Here is a 19474-nt window from a genome sequence, read left to right as displayed (position 1 = left end):
AAAAATCAGATTAGAAATCAGCCTAGAAGTCCAGATCTGCGTAGTGTTTGGGCGGCGGCACACCCGGTATCAAATCCGTTAGAACCCCGCGCATACAAGGGCGGGATTTAACACGCGCATACCAGTCTTTGGCCCCCTGATGCTCTTTCCAAGGAACATCCCCGATATAATCAAGGGATGAGATGTGAGATGCAGCCGTTATATCAGCCAGAGAGAAGTCATCCCCGGCCAACCATGTCCTGCGATCTGTCAGCCAACTGATGTATTCCAGATGATAATGAATATTCGCATGCCCGGCCCGTATGGCCTGGGAATTTGGCTCCCCCAGCCCGAGAAAACGCTTTAACATTTTCTCTTCGACAAGGTTTGCAGTGACTTCACGCCGGAATTTGTCATCAAACCATGAAATCAACCGTCTAACTTCGGCACGACATAACGGATTGTCTCCCAAAAGGCTCTGGTCCGGATAAGCTTCTTCCAGATACTCAGAAATGACCTGCGCACCGCCTGTTATGCTCGTTCCATCATCTTCAACAAGCACAGGTACTTCGCCCGCTGGATTAAGTGTTAGAAACGCTTCGCGGCGTTCCCAGACTTTTTCAGCATGCAATTCGAATTCGAGCTTTTTCTCTCGCAACAACATGCGAATTTTGCGGCAACCAGAATCGAGTGGAAGGTGATGAAGCTTTCTCATTTTTGGACTATAACCCTACTGAGCGAACGAGAAAACCACGTAAAACATGTTTAAATGAAAGATTCGGCTCAAAATAAATAACGAACAAAACGCTTTGTTTTTAAATGAAGAATTATAAATCCTCCTAAATTTTGTCAAAAAAATGACGCGCAATATGAAAATAAATCTAAAGGGCTGCCTTTACTAAAAATCATAGTTCGCCTAACATCGAAGCATGAAAGAAGGACCCGATATCACCCTTATAGGCTCCCTTATTGGGGACCCTGCACGCGCAAACATGCTCTCTGCCTTAATCAGCGGTAAGGCACTCACAGCGAGCGAGCTTGCAAATGAAGCTGGTATTACCTTACAGACAACCAGCGCCCACCTCAAAAAACTTGAATCTGGTGGCCTGATACGTCAACGAAAACAAGGACGTCATCGTTATTTCAATCTTGCAGACGAAGACGTTGCCACCTTACTTGAAACCATGATGGGACTCGCCGCAAAAAAAGGACACATCCGGACACGGACAGGTCCAAAGGCCCCCGAAATGAGGAAAGCAAGAGTGTGTTACAATCATCTTGCCGGAGAGTTTGGCGTTCATATGTTCGACAGCCTGCTTGGCAGAGGATTCCTTTTCGAGCGTCAGGATGAGATTGAAATTACAGATTCAGGTCGTGATTTTATCAAGGGTCTGGGAATAGATCTTGATCCATTGCAGAAAGCCAAACGTCCTCTATGTAAATCCTGCTTGGACTGGAGTGCCCGCAGAAGCCATCTCGCGGGATCACTTGGCACTGCCTTACTGGACCATATCTATGAAAAGGGTTGGGCAAAACGTCTTGAGGACGTGAGGGTTGTTAAATTTTCGCATCAAGGTGAAGCAGCTTTTTATGAACAATTCCCACCACTATCAAACTAGACATAGCCTGATCAACAATATCTAAGCCTCCAGACTTAAATCAGGAATAGAGGACAATATTTCCTTGAACAGACCTTCTTTTAAAACTCTCATTCACTTCTCAAATGATGACATAAGAGTTATTGAAATCAAGCGATTGGATCTTCCGGAAACCACAGAAAAATCAGATCTTTTCCATTGGCTTCTCATCAATAAAGATCATTCCATCCAAAAACTTACTTTCGTCGCCATGTCCGAAGACAGCAAGTTCCAAACAAGAGAGTTTAAAGAAGGAAAGCTTCGTTTCGATGATATGCAGGGTTTTTATGACGCGGATACTTCTCACGCTTTGAAATCTTGCCGGGCAAACGACTTACCAGACACGCTGGTATCATTGCTGGAAAATTATTTCACTTAGAATAAGCAACCTTATAATCACTAAAGAAACAAGGGGCTGTAGAAATACAGCCCCTTGATAGGTACAATACCCGATAAAACTTAAGCGGTTTTAAGTTCCCCCGGTCCAGTAACTGGATGTTCGAGCAGGGAAAGCATTTCTTTTGGAACAACCTGCCAAAAATCGCCCTTGATATGCGCCCAATCATTTAAAAGACGCCCAGTATAGGTCGATTGAGTTTCAGTATGATGCTCTTTTACCAAATCCAGCAATACTTGTTCCCAATACTCGGTTTCAACCTGTTGGTAGATAACACTCTCGTCATTGATACGGCTCGGCAGGATACGGCTAGGATCATAAACAAAAGCCATACCACCTGACATCCCAGCAGCAAAGTTCATGCCCACGTCACCAAGAATAACAGCCGTTCCACCCGTCATATACTCACAACCGTTTGAGCCACAGCCTTCGACCACAACTTGGGCCCCAGAATTTCTAACCGCAAAACGTTCACCAGCTTGACCAGCAGCAAACAACTTACCCGCTGTTGCCCCATAGAGAACCGTATTCCCGATAATTGTATTGTGCTGGGTCGCCAGCTTACTCGAAGCCAAAGGCCGAACGACGATCTCGCCACCGGAAAGCCCCTTACCGACGTAATCATTAGCATCACCAAAGACTTCCAGCTTCATGCCTTGAACGGCAAAAGCACCCAACGACTGCCCGGCAGAACCACGTAACCGAACCGTAATATGCCCCGGCTGCAGTTCTTTCATACCAAAGCGCGTTGTAATTTTTGATGCCAGACGCGTTCCAACAGCACGGTGCGTATTACGTACGTTGTATTGCAGTTGCATCTTTTCCCCGACTTCGAAGAAGGGGTTTGCATCTTTGATAATCTGCGCATCAAGTGTATCTGGAACCGGGTTACGCTCTTCCAGCGTACAATATCGCTTTGAGGTTCCGCTATCAGCCAAAGCAAGTAACGGATTAAGATCCAAATCATCAAGGTGTGGCGCGCCACGACTAACCTGTTTCAACAGATCAGTTCGACCAATGATTTCATTCAGCGTTTTATACCCGAGAGAGGCAAGAATTTCGCGTACTTCTTCTGCGATGAAGCTAAAGAGGTTCACAACCTTTTCTGGTGTGCCATCAAATTTCGCCCGCAGATCATCATCCTGCGTACAAACCCCCACAGGGCAGGTATTCGAGTGGCACTGACGCACCATAATACAGCCCATGGCAACCAGTGACGCGGTCCCAACGCCGTATTCTTCTGCACCCAAGAGAGCCGCGATAACGATATCTCGTCCGGTTTTCAAACCACCATCTGTCCGAAGTGTCACATTGTTCCGCAAGCCATTAAGGGTAAGAACCTGCTGAACCTCACTCAAACCAATTTCCCATGGTACACCGGCGAACTTTACTGACGTTTGCGGCGATGCCCCCGTTCCACCAACATTCCCCGAAATTAGAATAATATCTGCCTTGGCTTTGGCCACACCCGCAGCAACCGTACCGATACCGGAACGTGCAACAAGCTTCACACAAACTTTGGCCTTTGGATTGATTTGTTTCAGATCATAAATAAGTTGCGCCAGATCTTCGATAGAATAGATATCGTGATGCGGCGGCGGTGAAATCAGTGTCACCCCCGGTGTGGAATGACGCAAACGGGCAATCAGCTTTGTCACCTTAAAGCCCGGTAGCTGTCCACCTTCACCCGGCTTCGCCCCTTGGGCAACTTTGATTTCGATCTCACGGCATTTGTTCAAATATTCTGCCGTAACACCGAAGCGGCCGGATGCTACCTGCTTAATGGCAGAATTTTCATTGTCACCGTTAGGATGCGGCACATACCGTTCAGGTACCTCACCACCTTCGCCAGAATCAGACTTTGCACCGATCCGGTTCATAGCAATATTAAGCGTTCCATGTGCTTCCGGGCTCAGCGCCCCAAGCGACATCGCTGGCGTGATAAAGCGCTTTCGCAGCGATGTAATTGATTCCGTATCTTCAACATCAAGACCACCATCTGTCGCCCGCTTGAAATCCAGAAGATCTCTCAAATTAATTGGTGGGCGGCTCTCCAAGCCTTTGGTGTATTTCTTAAAGAGAGAATAGGACCCCTTGGTAACTGCCGTTTGCATGGTATGGATTAACTGACCTTCCCATGCATGCTCTTCCCCACCAGCTCGATAACGATAGAAACCACCAATTGGCAAAGCCGTGGAATCAGATTCCCATGCCTTTTCGTGAAGTTCGAGGGCCTTTTCTTCCAAGCCCGTCATACCAATTCCGGAAATACGGCTTGGCATCCCGGGGAAAAATTCATCGACCAGAGTTCGCGATAAACCAAGAGCTTCAAAGTTATAGCCACCACGATAAGAAGAAATAACAGAAATTCCCATCTTACCCATAATCTTAAGCAAACCATCATCCACAGCTTTTGTATAGCGTTCCATACAATCATCGAATGACAGATCACCAAACAGACCACGCCGATGACGATCAGCAATAGCTTCTTCGGTTAGATAAGCGTTCACTGTTGTCGCACCAACACCGATCAGAACCGCGAAATAATGAACATCCAGACATTCAGCGCTACGCACATTGATAGAACAGAACGACCGCAATTTATGTTCGACCAGATGCGTATGAACAGCACCTGTCGCCAGGATCATCGGGATAGAAACCCGGTCAGCAGACTGCGCCTCATCAGTCAGCACAACGTGCTCAAAACCTTCGCGAACCAGTTCTTCAGCTTCCCGGCGAACACGGCGCAAAGCATGACGGAGCGCCCCCGGTTTCCCATTCGCCTCAAAAGTACAGTCAACCTCACCCACCGTGCGGCCCATATGTTTGGAAAGCGCAACAAATTCAGAATTCGTCAGAACGGGCGAATCAAGCTGAAGTATCGTAACCTGACCTTCTTCTTCATCAAGCACATTACCCAGATTACCAATACGGGTAATCAAGGACATGACCTGTTTTTCACGCAAACTGTCAATCGGCGGGTTGGTCACCTGGCTAAAGTTTTGGCGGAAGAAATGGTGCATGGGTCGAACATTATCGGACAGAACTGCCAAGGGCGTATCATCCCCCATTGATCCCATAGCTTCTTTGGCCGTTTCGACCATTGGATGCAGGATCAGTTCCATATCTTCTATGGTCAGCCCAAAGTCCAACTGGCGTCGGCGCAACTCATCCTTAGAAAGAGGCTCTCTACTATATTTGTGCTTTTTAACCAGATCGTCGATCACAAGGATATTTTTCAACCAATCCCCATATGGCTGTTGTGCAGCCAGACGGTCTTTGATTTCTTTATCTTTGAAAATTTTGCCTTCTTCAAAGTTAACCGCAATCATTTGTCCAGGGCCTAACCGCCCTTTTTCAATGACACGCTCAACATCAATATGAACCATACCGGTTTCTGACCCAGCAAAAAGCAGCCCGTCACGCGTGATGGCATACCGCATCGGACGCAATCCATTGCGATCGGTGCCCGCCAAGGCCCACGGGCCTGAAAATCCACACACCGCGGCCGGACCATCCCAAGGCTCCATCACTGCATTACAATAGGCATAAAGCTCTTTGTGATGCTGGGGCACAGCGTCATTTTTACTCCACGATTCCGGCACCAAAAGCGTCTTGGCCATCGGGAGAGTACGATCAGACCTGATCATCAACTCAAACACAGCATCCAATGCCGCAGAATCAGAACTCCCCGGCGCGATAACAGGTTTCAAATCCTCAACATGAGATCCAAATTTTGGGTGATCGATACGACACTCGTGTGACTTCATCCAATTGACATTTCCCCGCAACGTATTGATCTCACCATTATGCGCAATCACGCGGAAGGGTTGGGCCAGATGCCATGTCGGGAAAGTATTCGTTGAAAAACGCTGATGGAAAATTGCAAAGCTTGAAACAAAGCGTTCGTCTAACAGATCGGGGTAAAAATCAGCTAGCTTCTCAGCCAGAACCATTCCTTTGTAGATAATGGAGCGACAGCTTAGTGAACAGATATAAAAGTCTTTGATTGAATCTCGCTCAGCCGCAGCTTCGATCCGACGCCGGATAATATAGAGATCTGTTTCGAATCGTTCAGCATCAACACCCTTGCTATTGGCGATCATGATCTGCTCGATTTCGGGACGATTTAAGCTCGCTTTTTCACCGCATATCGCCGTATTAACCGGAACCTGTCGCCAGCCATAAATCGAATAGCCGAAGTTCAGGATCTCACGCTCAACAATGACACGACAACGTTCTTGTGATCCAAAATCTGTCCGTGGCAAAAAAACCATGCCGATGGCAAGATCATCATTCTTTAGGTTATGCCCCAGATGCTCGATCTGTTCTTCGAAGAAACTTTTAGGAATTTCAACATGAATGCCACATCCATCCCCTGTCTTACCATCAGCATCAACAGCACCACGGTGCCACACAGCTTTAAGTGCCTCGATACCTGCCTCAACAACAGAACGACGTGGTTTTCCATCAATAGCTGCAACCAAGCCGACGCCACAGGATGAATGCTCATCTTCCGGGTTATAAAGACCATGTTTCTGGTAATGCGCTGCCTTTTGTTCCCATTGAGAAATCGGGTCCGGAGTTATCTTTTTATGTTCCATGTTCTCTCTCCTCAGGCGGCTGCAGTTTTTCTGCGCTCGATATATGTATGTATTTGATCAGCGGCATCACGGGCATCTTTAATCGCCCAAACCACCAACGATGCACCGCGAACGATATCCCCCGCTGCAAAGACGCCGTCCAAGGCCGTCATCATGGTCGTATTATCGACCCTTAAAGTACCATAGCTGCTAACTGCCAGCCCTTGTTCATTAAACAGTTGAGGTAAATTTTCAGGCGAGAAACCAAGCGCTTTGATAACCAGATCCGCAGGAATTGCCTCGCGAGAATCAGGCACAATCTGCGGCACCTGACGGCCAGAAGAATCAGGCATACCCAAATGCACTTTTGACACCAGAACTTCACGGACGTTTTCATCACCAACAAATGCATCTGGTGATGACAACCATACAAACTCGACACCCTCTTCTTCCGCGTTCGTCACTTCTCGTTCAGAACCGGGCATGTTCTCCTTATCGCGCCGATAAAGACACTTAACTGATTTAGCTCCCTGACGAACTGCGGTACGAACACAATCCATGGCCGTGTCGCCACCGCCAATAACAACAACATCTTTATCCTTGGCATTCAAACCATCACTCATATGATCAGACTTCAGACCAAGATCGTTGCGGTTCGCTTCTGTCAGGTAATACAGCGCAGGCAAAATATTACCGAGCTCACTCCCTGGCAGACGAAGATCACGGGCCTGATAAACACCTGTCGCGATTAAAAGAGCGTCATACTGCTCTCTAATTTCCGCAAATGACGTTGCTCCACCAATATCAACGCCCAGATGGAATACGATCCCGGCGTCTTCCAATAATTTTATCCGACGATCGACAACGTATTTTTCCAGCTTAAACCCAGGAATACCATAAGAAAGCAATCCACCTGCACGATCATAACGATCATAAACATGAACCTGATATCCTTTGCGTCGCAGCTGCTCGGCCGCGGCCAATCCACCAGGGCCAGCGCCGATAACACCAACGGTTTCCGCACGTTCGCGCACAGGCTTAACAGGTTGAACCCAACCATTATCCCACGCCGTATCAGTTATATATTTTTCAACAGCCCCAATTGTTACTGTTTCATGCCCAGACTGCTGGATAACACAGGAACCCTCACACAACCTGTCCTGAGGGCAAATACGCCCGCAAATTTCCGGAAAATTATTTGTTGCCTGAGAGACTTCGTACGCCTCTTCCAAACGACCATTCGCTGTGAGCATTAACCAATCAGGAATGTTATTGGAGACTGGACAATGTATCTGACAAAAAGGCACGCCACACTGGGAACAACGACTGGCCTGTATCTGCGCGGCAGCTTCTGAAAAAGAATCGTAGATTTCGCGAAAATCTTCATTCCGCTGATCCGCAGACCTCTTTTCAGGCATCTCTCTGCCTTGCTGAACAAATTTCAGCATCTTTTCAGACATTATCTCTCTCCTAATCGGGCAACTATTTTCTTGTTTATTTACAGAAGCTTGCTGGTGGCTTCTTTGGACTTTGGGCCGCACCCGCTAATCATAACAATGATCAATAGGCGATATAGGTAACCATATTTGACCTATTTGTCAAATATAGAGATAAAAATCGACCAAAATCCACCTAACTTTCCCAACAAAACAAAATATAGTTCCGATTTGAGACTAAAATAAATTCCTCATCTCACGTAAGTCGGCAAAACAACCTCCACATCAACTGGCTTAATATTCAGAGCAACAAAACCCAGGGCAGATTCAGCAACCACATTATCTTTTTTAAGCATCTTCAGCTGATCACGCGTCAAAGGAGGCTGCGGCATGAGCTCCATAATAAGCGCCTGTAGATATGCAACCCAGAACGGCAAAGAAATATAAGGCCGCGAGAAGCCAGAATATTTTTGCAAAAGATCCAGACAATCACGGAACGACAAGACCCTGGGACCTCCGAGCTCATATACTTTGCCTCCATATTCACCAGGCAGGTCAAGACACCTAGAAACAGCCTCAGCCACATCACCAACATAAACAGGTTGAAACTTTGCACTTCCACCACCGACCAGCGGCAAGAAGGGGCTCACAGAAGCCATACGGGAAAAGCGGTTAAAAAAATCATCCTCTGGCCCAAATACAATACTCGGCCGCAAAATACTCGCCGTCGGAAACGCATCAAAAACCGCTACCTCCCCCTCGCCTTTACTGCGCCCATAGGCGGAAGGAGACGAGATATCAGCCCCGATGGCCGAGATCTGAACAAATGCCGAAACATTCTTTTCTTGCGCGATCTGCGCAATCACCCCCGGCAACTTACAGTGTAAATAATCGAAACGCTGCCTCCCGCCTTCAAACAGGATACCAATCAAATTAACAACCGCCGTAGACCCGGCAACCACTCGTTCCAAGGAAGCCCTATCCGCCACATTAACTGACACAGGCGTTACACTCCCCACGTCACCACAGCAGGTTAAAAAGGATGCTTGAACACGATCTCTAACAGCAATACGTACGTGCCAGCCAGACTTCGCCAACCGAGAGACCACATATCGGCCGACAAAACCAGAACCCCCAAAAACAGTCACAACCTTTGATGCGCTCATATTCTCCACCCCTCATTGAATTAATTATTAATAATTTGACGGCACAGTCCCCACCATCAGTAAAAACTACCAATCATCCTTGACAGAAACAGCTTGGCAGTGAGAATGCCGAGATTAACACAAAGTCGACGTTTTATTCTTAGACTATACGTTTTATTGCCAAACGAACCAACTTGGTACCAACCTTACCAATAGGGTACAGATAGATCAGGAGCCACATTGTGAGCGACGTAAAAATTCACCTTCATCAGACAGACTTGCCAGACGGTATAGATTTCGGCTCGTCCGTGGCGGTTGATTCGGAAACCATGGGCCTCAACCTATCCAGAGACCGTCTATGCCTCGTTCAGCTCTCAGCAGGGGATGGCGTTTGCCATTTGGTTCAATTTAAGGACGGTAATTTTGATGCCCCAAACCTAAGGGCTCTTTTCACAAATCAGAATGTAACTAAAATTTTCCACTTTGCCCGGTTTGACCTCGCAGCAATCGAACGCTACCTCGGGGTCACCTGTAACCCAGTATACTGCACAAAAATTGCCTCGAAATTGATCAGAACCTACACCGATCGTCACGGCCTTAAGGAACTGTGTAAAGAGCTTTTGAGTGTTGACATTTCAAAGCAGCAACAATCCTCTGACTGGGGTTCTCCAGATCTTAGCGAAGATCAACTTCGCTACGCAGCATCCGACGTCCTCTATCTCCACAGGATGGTAAAAATTCTGGATGAAAGACTCGCCAGAGAAGGCCGTAGCGAAATGGCAAAAGCTTGCTTTGACTTTTTACCATGGAGAGCAAAGTTGGATATCGCCGGGTGGGATGAAACAGATATTTTTGCGCACTCATAAACAAGCGCCTTCTTGGCGCTACTTTTGAAGTACATTTTCAGTGTTCGTTTTATGGTCAGTTTTGCTGTCAATTTTCCGGCACTTTTTTAAAGTGCCGGTTTTACTTCCCTGTAAATAACGTGTACCAATTAAGTATGACATGCACCATTAGTGCCAGTTTATATTTTGCCTGGGACATGAATCCGGGAAATGGGATAAAAATCTAGAAAATGGCGAACGCAGTTCATAATTCTGAGCCGGATATGACAACAACATCAACTAATACGACACAAGCAATCGAAACAGCGCGTCGGGTTCTTGACCTAGAAGCAAAAGGCCTTCAACAATTAAGCGCCGAATTAAACGGCAGCTTCGTCGAGGCCTTAGAGATCCTGACAGCCGCTACTGGTCGCGTCATTATATCCGGCATGGGGAAAAGTGGACATATTGCAAAGAAAATAGCGGCCACTTTAGCATCCACAGGAACACCCGCTTATTGCGTTCACCCGGGGGAAGCCAGCCATGGTGATCTCGGCATGATCACACGCAACGATGCTGTCCTTGCAATGTCAAATTCCGGGAACACTTCAGAGCTCAGTGATCTTATCACCTACACAAGGCGTTTCGGCATCCCGCTCATTGCTATGACCAGTCGAAAGAATTCCGCCTTGGCCGAAGCAGCTGACGTCGCCCTTATTCTACCTTCGCTCCCAGAAGCTTGTCCCCACGGTTTGGCCCCCACAACATCGACAACCATGTCTCTAGCGTTAGGCGACGCCCTCGCAATCGCCTTGATGGAGCAAAAAAACTTCCAACCACATGACTTTAAAGTTTTTCACCCTGGCGGCGCACTTGGTAACCAACTTTTAAAAGTATCCGACATTATGCACAGCAACGAGCTTCCTCTTTGTGCTGGAAGCACGTCCATGACAGAAACCATTCTGATCATGACACAGCGTTCTTTTGGATGCATCGGCGTAACAAATAACGATGGAAAACTTGCTGGCATCATCACGGATGGTGATCTAAGACGCCATATGGATACGGACCTCCTGTCAATGATAGCAGAGAGCGTCATGACACCCGCCCCCAAAACCATTCGCTCGTCAGCTCTTGCTGCCGAAGCATTGGGGCAAATGAATGAGAGATCAATCACCAGCCTCTTTGTTACCGAAGACGAAATGCCGGTTGGTATTATCCATATCCACGACTGCCTCCGCGCAGGAATCGCCTGAGGCCTCGAAACGGAATGAGCTCCCCCGCCAGATCAAACAAAGAAAAAAGCACTGCACCGCAGAACGAAACCGAGCTTGCAACACCCGTAAAACCGCCAAGCTTTTCTGGGGGTAATGCCTACAGTGTCTTTGTCAGCATCGCGAAAGTAACCCTTCCTTTCTTTGCTGTTGTTCTGGTTCTTCTGGTTATTGTTTGGCCGCAACTGGAAGAACAGGTGATTACAGAGGGAACTGCCATTGGCAACAGTATCTTGGAATCGAGTACGCCCGACACTTTAAGCGCCTTGAACCCCAAGTACCTGGGTCTCGACGAGAAAAATCAACCCTACACGATCATTGCAGACTTGGCAGAACAATCCAGCGAACGTGAAAGCGAAATTTTCCTAACCCTCCCCAAAGCCGATATTACACTCGAAGACGGCACTTGGCTTGCCCTTTCAGCACAAACAGGTATGTACGACAGGGATGCGAAGTACTTGAACCTGAATGGCCAAGTAAACATTTTCCAGGACCAAGGTTTTGAAATTGTGACCGAAGAAGCCATGTTTGACGCTAAGTCCGGGTCTGCCTATGGGCAAATGCCCGTACAAGGTCACGGGCCAGCCGGTACAATAAATGCCGAAGGCTTTGTCATCACCGATCGCGGCAAACGCATAACCTTTACTGGCAAAAGTAAGCTGATCATCCTTCCTGGGGCTCAGGAGGCCCTGAAAAAATGACCCGTTTAATAGCAATTCTGGCTTTGATTTTCAGCATATCAACCTCCCAAAGCAGTGTTTCCGTGGCACAGGGCCTGACAGAAGGCCTTGGTGACAGTAATGTCCCACTGGAAATCAACGCTGACGAAGGCATAGAATGGCGCAGAGATCTTAAACAATACGTCGCAAGCGGAAATGCCCGTGCTGCACAAGGTGAGCTAGAGGTTTTTGGCGACCAACTTATCGCCCATTACAGAGAAGGCGTTGAAGGTGGCACAGAAATTTACCGTGTCGATGCTGTCGGGAACGTCAAGATTGTGTCCCCTGGCGAAACCGCCTATGGCGATAACGGTGTCTATGACATCGACAAACAAGTCATGGTTCTCACGGGGCAAGACCTTCGGATGATAAGTGGCGCAGACACAATTACAGCCCGAGACAGCCTTGAGTACTGGGAAACAAAACAGCTTGCTGTCGCACGCGGCAACGCAATAGCAATCCGAGAAGACAAACGTGTTCACGGTAACGTTCTAACAGCTCATTTCGTTCGTGACGCGGATAACCAGTTAGAAATCGAGCGTATAGACGCTCATGGCGATGTACGGGTTGCAACAAAGACAGAGTATGCCACTGGAGACAAAGGTATTTATTTTGTAAAACGAGAAATAGCCAATCTAATCGGAAACGTGAAAATAACGCAGGGCGAGAACCAGATGAATGGGGATGAAGCACAGTTTAATCTGGCAACAGGCGTAAGTAAGCTTGTCAGTAAAAGTGGTAAACCTGTCCAAGGCCTCATCCTACCATCAAGCAAAAAGAAAAAACCATGACCGACAAGCAACAACCCGCTAATCAAGAAAGCGGTTCCAAACCATCACTTGTTGCAGACAATCAAGGCTTGATGGCAACAAACATCGGTAAAAGCTTTAAAAAACGGCCAGTCCTTCGCGCTGTTACAATGCGTGTGCAACGCGGTGAAGTCGTCGGACTGCTTGGCCCAAATGGTGCCGGGAAAACAACCAGTTTCTATATCATCACCGGACTTCTTTCCCCTGATTCCGGTTGGGTCACTCTGGATAATCAAGATATCACCGACCTTCCTATGTATCGCAGGTCCCGTATGGGAATTGGGTACCTTCCACAAGAAGCATCTATTTTTAGAGGCCTAACCGTCGAGCAAAACATTCGCGGTGTTCTAGAAGTTGTTGAATCAGTTCGCAGCAAAAGAGAAGCAAAACTGGACAGCCTGCTTGCTGAATTCTCAATCACTCACTTACGTAACACACCCGCAATTGCTCTCTCTGGGGGCGAAAGAAGACGTGTTGAGATTGCCCGCGCCCTCGCCTCGGACCCAAGCTTCATTCTGCTGGATGAACCATTAGCTGGTATTGATCCAATTGCGGTTGGTGATATTCGCGATCTTGTCATGCACCTTAAAGACCGCGGTATTGGCGTGTTAATCACAGATCACAATGTTCGGGAAACCCTTGATATTGTTGACCGAGCGTACATTATTCACGATGGAATGGTGCTTATGGAAGGTACACCAGACGAAATTGTAAACAATGATGATGTTCGTCGCGTTTACCTAGGAGAAAGGTTTAGCCTTTAAGGGTTATACCTATGGCAATTTCGCAAAGACTAGAGCTGAGGCAGAGTCAAAGCCTCGTCATGACCCCGCAATTGCAACAGGCAATAAAACTGCTGCAATTGTCAAACCTAGAGCTCGCTGACTACGTCCAACAAGAGGTCGAACAAAACCCTCTTTTAGACCGGGATGACGGCACCCAAAACTCAGCCCTCGTCGATACAGATTCCAATGACCTCCATTCCGCAGCCGCTGCTCCATCTGAAAATGAAAACCAGCAGCCAGACTCTTTAGAGCTTTCAAACGCGGAAACCTTGCCCGACAACAACCAAACACCACTAGATAATGATTTCGATAATTATTACGACAGCAGCCCGGACAATCAATGGAACGATCAAGATACGGCTTTTTCCAGTTGGGGGGCAGGTGGCAACACCCGGTTTGATGACGCAGAATTTTCTCTTGAGAACAGGTTACAAGAAAATGTAACGCTCCGTGGCCATCTGCGTGAGCAATTGCAGATAGAAGTTAATGAACCAACCGAACGCCTGATCGGTGTTCACCTCATCGATCATGTTGATGATGCTGGCTATATGAAAGCCCCACTTGATGAAATAGCAGACCAATTGGGATGCCCGCTAGATCAAGTTGAATCTGTCCTAAGAACACTACAGACATTTGACCCTGTTGGCATCTGCGCTCGAGATCTCGGTGAATGCCTTGCAATCCAACTTGCGGAACGTAACCGTTTGGATCCTGCGATACAGGCCTTGCTTGATAACTTGGAACTACTTGCCAAGCGTGATCTTAAAGCCTTGAAAGAAATTTGCGGAGTCGACGAAGAAGACATAACCGATATGATCGCGGAAATTCGCGCTCTAAATCCTCGCCCCGCCGCCACCTTTGACACCAGCGATGTCGAGACTGTGATCCCTGAAGTTATCATTAAATCTGATAACGCTGGCGGATGGCGCATTGAACTCAATAACGATGCTTTACCTAAAGTTTTGCTCAACAACAGGTATCACGGAACGGTTTCAGACCTGGCACGTACAAAAGAAGATAAATCATACATATCTGAACAGCTACAGTCCGCAAACTGGCTTATCAAGGCTCTGCACCAACGGGCGACAACCGTCCTCAAAGTCGCGACCGAAATTGTAAGCCAACAAGACGGCTTTCTACAAAAAGGTGTACAGGCACTGAAACCTCTGACCCTGAAAGATATAGCTGAAGTCATTGAAATGCATGAATCAACAGTCAGCCGTGTTACCTCGAATAAATATATGGTGACGCCGCGCGGGACCTTTGAAATGAAGTACTTCTTTACCTCATCTATTAGCGGTGGAGATGGCGACGCCCATTCATCCGAGGCTGTAAGGGATCGCATTAAAAACCTGATTAATCAGGAAGATCCGAAGAAAATTCTGTCTGATGATGCTTTGGTAACCAAACTAAAGGCTGAAGGAATCGACATCGCGCGACGTACTGTCGCAAAATATCGCGAAGCCTTGGGAATCCCTTCCTCCGTGCAAAGAAGGCGTGAAAAAAAGCTCTCTTTTTGATTTTTTTCGCGTAACAAAATCGACTTATTCCAAAAGACTATGTATACTACCTATGTCGTGTATCACTACGGGAGGAAAATATGGTTCAACCTACTATCCTTGACTCCGATAAACGACGTCACTATGGTGCCGCCCCAGATAGCGGGGCTTGATTGGCACATATGGCCATTACGCTAACCCCCTTAACAATTCAGAGAATTTGTTCACATGCAGCTTTCCGTTAAAGGCAAGCAGCTCGACGTTGGCGACGCGCTGCGCACTCATATAGAAGAGAATCTTTCCGCTACTTTGGATAAGTATTTTGGTGATGCCATTGATGTAAATGTCACCATGTCCAAAAATGCTTACCTGTATCGTGCGACTATTGTTGCACATGTAGGTAAAAACATTCGCCTAGAAGCAAATGGCGAAGCAGGAGAACCATATCCTGCATTTGACTTGGCTGCCGAGCGTTTATCTAAGCGCCTGCGCCGTCACAAACGTAAACTTCGTGATGACCATGCAGAAGGCGGGAAAGAGGCAACTCACGCTCAGCACTACATCTTGTCGAGCGAAGAAGAAAAAGAAGATCACCAAGAGGAAGTCGAAGACAGTCCTTTGATCGTTGCAGAGATGGCAACTGAAATCCCAACTCTAACAGCTGGATTAGCTGTTATGCGTATGGATTTGGAAGATCTTCCAGCCATGATGTTCCGTAACAGCAAACACGGTGGTCTGAATATGATTTACCGTCGCTCGGATGGAAACATTGGCTGGGTTGACCCATCAAAAAGCTAAGACGCGAATAACCAAAGACTACATGTAATGGAACTAACCGACCTTATCGGCCCAGATGCCGTAGCTGCTGACATGAAAGTCAACAGCAAGAAGCAATTTCTTCAAGAAGTTGCCAAGCGTGCATCTGAGATCACCGGAACAGAAGAACGAGATATTTTCGAAGTTCTCATCGAAAGAGAGAAGCTTGGCACGACTGGTATTGGTCAAGGCATTGCCATCCCGCATGGCAAGCTACCAAATCTGGATAAGCTCTACGGCTTTTTTGTAAAGTTGGAACGTCCGATTGATTTCGATTCAATCGACGAGCAGCCTGTCGATCTTATTTGCCTTCTTCTTGCTCCGGAGACAGCTGGCGCTGACCATCTCAAAGCTCTTGCACGTGTATCGCGCTTCTTACGGAACGCATCGACATGCGAGAAACTTCGGGGGACAGAAAGTAATGATGGCATTTATGCACTTCTGAGTGCCACAGCTACAAGCCATGCAGCCTAAAGGGTAAAAGTTCTTTAGCACAAAATATAAAAGGCTCCGAATTTCGGAGCCTTTTTTACGAATTCGTTATTTTCCCAGAGTCTTAGTGCACGCTTAACGGCTCAAGATCTTGCTGACGAACAGCGGCAAAAGCGACATCCCTGTCACTTACGACTGTAATCTCTGTTCCATCAGCTGCGTAAATACCAAAGCAAGCATCACCCTCGACTTCAACGGGCTTTACATAGGCCACAATTTCCAGTCCTAATGCAGTCATATCCTGATCTGTCATCAATTCTGATATTACTTGCTTAATCATCATCACTCTTTTCCAACTTTAACGGCAACAGTTCAATGACCCGAACTGCAAAATTATGCCTACTATAGTTCCCTATTCTTAAGGAACCATCAATCAGTAATATTTCTTACACTCTTTATTGCTTCAGAAATCTAACTTTTTTTATCTTCGATTACGGTTGCTGACGACTTTTCATTACTTGTTTGAATCTCAATACTACGAATGGCAATGTTTTGTAAGGGTTGTTCCAAATCAACATGCAAAAGCCCGTTTTCAAGCTTTGCATCCAAGACTTCGATTCCTTCGGCTAAAACAAACGCGCGCCTGAACTGTCGGGCAGCAATGCCGCGATGAAGATATTCTTTGTCATCGTCTGATTTTGCTTTCCCTTTAATAACAAGCTGATTGTTTTCAATCTGCACCAGCATATCTTCTTGGGAAAACCCAGCAACAGCAAGCGTAATGCGTATTTTATTCTCGCTTACTTTTTCAACGTTGTATGGAGGGTATCCATCTGACGCAGTTTTGGAAATCATATCCACAGCCTGCTCAAATTGTTCAAACCCAAGCATCAACGGACTATTAAATAAAGATAATCTAGACAACTATACCTCCTCGAAAGAGCAAGGCTCATTCATATTGTGGCCCCGAATGGCAACCAGTAAACCTAATCAAGTAACCCGCTATATAGCAGCATCACAGGAATATAATTGGGGTCTTCCGCCCCACAGGTCAAGACCAACAGACAAAATCTGCCTTGTTAAAAGCGCACGGCCTCACAAAACACACTCCAAGATAATGCTTTCGAAATAAATAACTACCCAAGACTTAACACCTTCCCAAATCACTGTAAATTGTGTATACCTACACATACTCAACACCACATGTTGTGGAAAACTCTGTGGATAACATGATGAAAAGCTCGTTGTCAGTTGCCTCAAGTCCCTATTTAGCCAAGCCCTTACGTTCAATTGCTCAAGTAAAAGCTGAGCACGATGAAAAACGAAAGCAGGAAGAGCTAAAAAATCACAAGCTACAATCAAAGATATCTGGTGCAGCAAATAAAAAAGAGCATTAACGAATAAGTTATTTGTGCACAACCAAATCAGGTGGGAAACGCAACGTTATCGCGGTTCCAAGGCCGGGCTCACTGGTAATGGAAAAATCGCCCCCCAACGCCTCGATTGACCTCTTTGAAACGGGCAAACCCAGACCTGTTCCTCGAATATGAGTATGCGTTTGCGCTTCTAATACCTGCCCATAAGGCGACAGAGCCAAGGCCAGTTCTTCCGGGGACATACCGATACCGTTATCACGAATAACCATTAAAACAGCGCCGTTTTTCGTGTCGTACTGCCCCTCAACACTAACGCGCCCCCCGCGACGGGTAAACTTAACGGCGTTAGATACCAAATTTGTCAAAACTTGCTTAAACCGTCGTTCATCCGTTTTCAAATTGGGAAATTCATCCGGGATATTCGCAGAAAGTTCAATACCGGATTCTTCTGCCAGTAACGCCATGAGGCGAAGAGTTTCATTCACAGCATCGCGAGCAGAAACTTCAGTTATCTCGAGGTTCTCTTCGCTAGATTCTTTTTTTGCCAGATCTAAGACATCATTCACAATACCTAGTAAATGCCTGCTCGCATTATGGATATCATCAGCATAACCAAGGTATTTGTCATGCCCAAGGGACCCAAATCTCTCTTGTTTCATGATTTCAGAAAACCCTAAAATAGCATTTAACGGCGTCCGCAATTCATGGCTCATATCTGCGATAATATTATTGTTCTCTTTCGTTTCCTCTGGAAGCGCTGGGTTTTGCTCTAAAATTTTTCGCTCAGCCTGCTTCAACAGGACAAGAGCAAGATCAGCCTTTTGCGTTTTCTTTGCTGGAAACTGTTAAGCATATTGCGCTATAGCCCGTATCCATGACGTTAAAAGAGCGGATAATAGACAATTATGGCTGGATGCGCGGTTATAACCGCAGCTTCCTAACCAGTGATATGTTGACCGCAATCATGTTGACAGTTTTGCTGGTGCCTCAGGCATTGGCCTATGCCATGCTCGCGGATTTACCACCGCAAGCAGGCATTTACGCGGCTATATTTCCGCCAGTAATTTATGCGTTTTTCGGCAGCTCGCGCATGCTATCCGTGGGACCTGTCGCTATTGTTTCCATTATGACCGCCTATGCTATTGGCAGTTTCCCGCCGGAGCTACGCGTAATCAGTGCTGCCATGTTGGCTATGCTTTCCGGCGGTTTTTTAATGGTTTTTGGATTGCTGCGCGGCGGGGCCGTATCAACATTCTTCTCCCGCCCTGTTGTCACGGCTTATATTTCAGGTGCTGCGTTATTGATTATACTCAGCCAATTTAAAAATCTGCTCCAGATTAATGTTTCGGGCAGCAAAATTTCTGAACTTTTACCCTCTGTCTTAGCCAATTTAGGCGAAACCCATGCGCTGACTGCATTTGTCGGCTTAGGGACGATTGCGCTATTATGGGGCTTCAAGCGGTTTGTCGTTTTATGGCTTAGGTTATTGCATGTCAAAAAACGTAAAGCCCAGCTTGTTGGAAAGCTTGGGCCTATAATTGTTGTGGCTTTGTCTACACTGGCAACTGTATTTTTCAAACTCGATACGGATTACGGCTTGGCGACGGTTGGGTATATTCCGGCCTCATTACCGCATTTGAATTTTCCGGTTGCCAACTTGGATCATTGGCGCAACCTGATTTTAGCCGCCTTATTAATAAGCTTGGTCGGGTTTGTGGATAGCGTATCCGTTGCCCAGACCTTAGCGGCCAAATTGCGTCACC

Annotated in this window: 19 protein-coding genes; 12 read left to right on the top strand and 7 right to left on the bottom strand. The window is 46.8% G+C overall.

Annotation, left to right across the window (positions count from 1 at the left end):
• Positions 1-22 precede the first annotated feature (22 nt).
• Entirely contained in the window at positions 23-694 is a 672-nt protein-coding gene (locus Q0241_RS06850; protein ID WP_299375114.1) for a glutathione S-transferase family protein, read from the bottom strand.
• Positions 695-908: 214 nt separating this feature from the next.
• Between Q0241_RS06850 and Q0241_RS06845 the strand changes: the two genes are divergently transcribed.
• Together Q0241_RS06845 and Q0241_RS06840 are read left to right on the top strand one after the other, a co-directional pair.
• On the top strand, positions 909-1598 hold the full coding sequence (locus tag Q0241_RS06845; RefSeq protein WP_299375111.1) for a winged helix-turn-helix domain-containing protein: 690 nt from the start codon (positions 909-911) through the stop codon (positions 1596-1598).
• Positions 1599-1662: 64 nt separating this feature from the next.
• Complete coding sequence (locus Q0241_RS06840; RefSeq protein ID WP_299375108.1) at positions 1663-1995, top strand: hypothetical protein; 333 nt, start codon at positions 1663-1665, stop codon at positions 1993-1995.
• An 80-nt stretch (positions 1996-2075) separates the two neighbouring features.
• On the opposite strand, the gene gltB is transcribed toward Q0241_RS06840, so the two are convergent.
• The 3 genes from gltB to Q0241_RS06825 form a co-directional block, all read right to left on the bottom strand.
• Entirely contained in the window at positions 2076-6617 is a 4542-nt protein-coding gene (gltB, locus tag Q0241_RS06835) for a glutamate synthase large subunit (RefSeq protein WP_299375105.1), read from the bottom strand.
• Positions 6618-6628: 11 nt separating this feature from the next.
• Entirely contained in the window at positions 6629-8056 is a 1428-nt protein-coding gene (locus Q0241_RS06830; RefSeq protein ID WP_299375102.1) for an NAD(P)-dependent oxidoreductase, read from the bottom strand.
• 227 nt (positions 8057-8283) lie between these two features.
• Positions 8284-9198: a complex I NDUFA9 subunit family protein gene (locus tag Q0241_RS06825; RefSeq protein WP_299375100.1), complete on the bottom strand. Its 915-nt coding sequence runs from the start codon at positions 9196-9198 to the stop codon at positions 8284-8286.
• A 221-nt stretch (positions 9199-9419) separates the two neighbouring features.
• Between Q0241_RS06825 and Q0241_RS06820 the strand changes: the two genes are divergently transcribed.
• From Q0241_RS06820 to ptsN, 8 genes are all read left to right on the top strand, one after another.
• A complete protein-coding gene (locus tag Q0241_RS06820) occupies positions 9420-10043 on the top strand; it encodes a ribonuclease D (RefSeq protein WP_299375096.1) in 624 nt (207 codons plus the stop codon).
• Positions 10044-10252: 209 nt separating this feature from the next.
• A complete protein-coding gene (locus Q0241_RS06815; RefSeq protein ID WP_299375093.1) occupies positions 10253-11257 on the top strand; it encodes a KpsF/GutQ family sugar-phosphate isomerase in 1005 nt (334 codons plus the stop codon).
• A 14-nt stretch (positions 11258-11271) separates the two neighbouring features.
• Positions 11272-11976: an LPS export ABC transporter periplasmic protein LptC gene (gene lptC, locus Q0241_RS06810; RefSeq protein ID WP_299375090.1), complete on the top strand. Its 705-nt coding sequence runs from the start codon at positions 11272-11274 to the stop codon at positions 11974-11976.
• Positions 11973-12785, top strand: a complete 813-nt coding sequence (locus Q0241_RS06805; RefSeq protein WP_299375087.1) for an LptA/OstA family protein — start codon at positions 11973-11975, stop codon at positions 12783-12785. Before lptC ends, Q0241_RS06805 begins: the two co-directional genes overlap by 4 nt.
• Positions 12782-13567 carry an LPS export ABC transporter ATP-binding protein gene (lptB, locus tag Q0241_RS06800; protein WP_299375084.1) on the top strand — a complete coding sequence of 262 codons (786 nt, stop codon included), beginning with the start codon at positions 12782-12784 and terminating at the stop codon, positions 13565-13567. Before Q0241_RS06805 ends, lptB begins: the two co-directional genes overlap by 4 nt.
• 11 nt (positions 13568-13578) lie before the next feature.
• Positions 13579-15108 carry an RNA polymerase factor sigma-54 gene (gene rpoN, locus Q0241_RS06795; protein WP_299375081.1) on the top strand — a complete coding sequence of 510 codons (1530 nt, stop codon included), beginning with the start codon at positions 13579-13581 and terminating at the stop codon, positions 15106-15108.
• 207 nt (positions 15109-15315) lie between these two features.
• A complete protein-coding gene (raiA, locus tag Q0241_RS06790) occupies positions 15316-15885 on the top strand; it encodes a ribosome-associated translation inhibitor RaiA (RefSeq protein WP_299375078.1) in 570 nt (189 codons plus the stop codon).
• Between the two features lie 27 nt (positions 15886-15912).
• Positions 15913-16377 carry a PTS IIA-like nitrogen regulatory protein PtsN gene (gene ptsN / locus Q0241_RS06785; RefSeq protein WP_299375075.1) on the top strand — a complete coding sequence of 155 codons (465 nt, stop codon included), beginning with the start codon at positions 15913-15915 and terminating at the stop codon, positions 16375-16377.
• 82 nt (positions 16378-16459) lie between these two features.
• Here ptsN and Q0241_RS06780 read toward each other — a convergent pair whose 3' ends face one another.
• Both Q0241_RS06780 and Q0241_RS06775 read right to left on the bottom strand, forming a co-directional pair.
• Entirely contained in the window at positions 16460-16678 is a 219-nt protein-coding gene (locus Q0241_RS06780; RefSeq protein WP_046504281.1) for a DUF1150 family protein, read from the bottom strand.
• A 128-nt stretch (positions 16679-16806) separates the two neighbouring features.
• A complete protein-coding gene (locus Q0241_RS06775; protein ID WP_299375066.1) occupies positions 16807-17259 on the bottom strand; it encodes an Hsp20 family protein in 453 nt (150 codons plus the stop codon).
• 296 nt (positions 17260-17555) lie between these two features.
• Here Q0241_RS06775 and Q0241_RS06770 point away from each other — a divergent pair, with 296 nt between their 5' ends.
• Positions 17556-17732 carry a hypothetical protein gene (locus Q0241_RS06770; RefSeq protein ID WP_299375063.1) on the top strand — a complete coding sequence of 59 codons (177 nt, stop codon included), beginning with the start codon at positions 17556-17558 and terminating at the stop codon, positions 17730-17732.
• 8 nt (positions 17733-17740) lie between these two features.
• On the opposite strand, the gene Q0241_RS06765 is transcribed toward Q0241_RS06770, so the two are convergent.
• Positions 17741-18508 (bottom strand): HAMP domain-containing sensor histidine kinase, encoded by a 768-nt coding sequence (locus tag Q0241_RS06765; protein WP_299375060.1) that lies wholly within the window; start codon positions 18506-18508, stop codon positions 17741-17743.
• A 77-nt stretch (positions 18509-18585) separates the two neighbouring features.
• On the opposite strand from Q0241_RS06765, the gene Q0241_RS06760 reads away from it, so the two are divergent.
• On the top strand, positions 18586-19474 hold an 889-nt coding region (locus Q0241_RS06760), incomplete at its 3' end, for a SulP family inorganic anion transporter (RefSeq protein WP_299375057.1).

Origin of the sequence: uncultured Kiloniella sp. (assembly GCF_937128705.1) — a bacterium.
Classification (GTDB): Bacteria; Pseudomonadota; Alphaproteobacteria; order Kiloniellales; family Kiloniellaceae; genus Kiloniella.
Note: the sequence above shows the minus strand (reverse complement) of the source record. Positions and strands in the feature narration are given on the sequence as shown.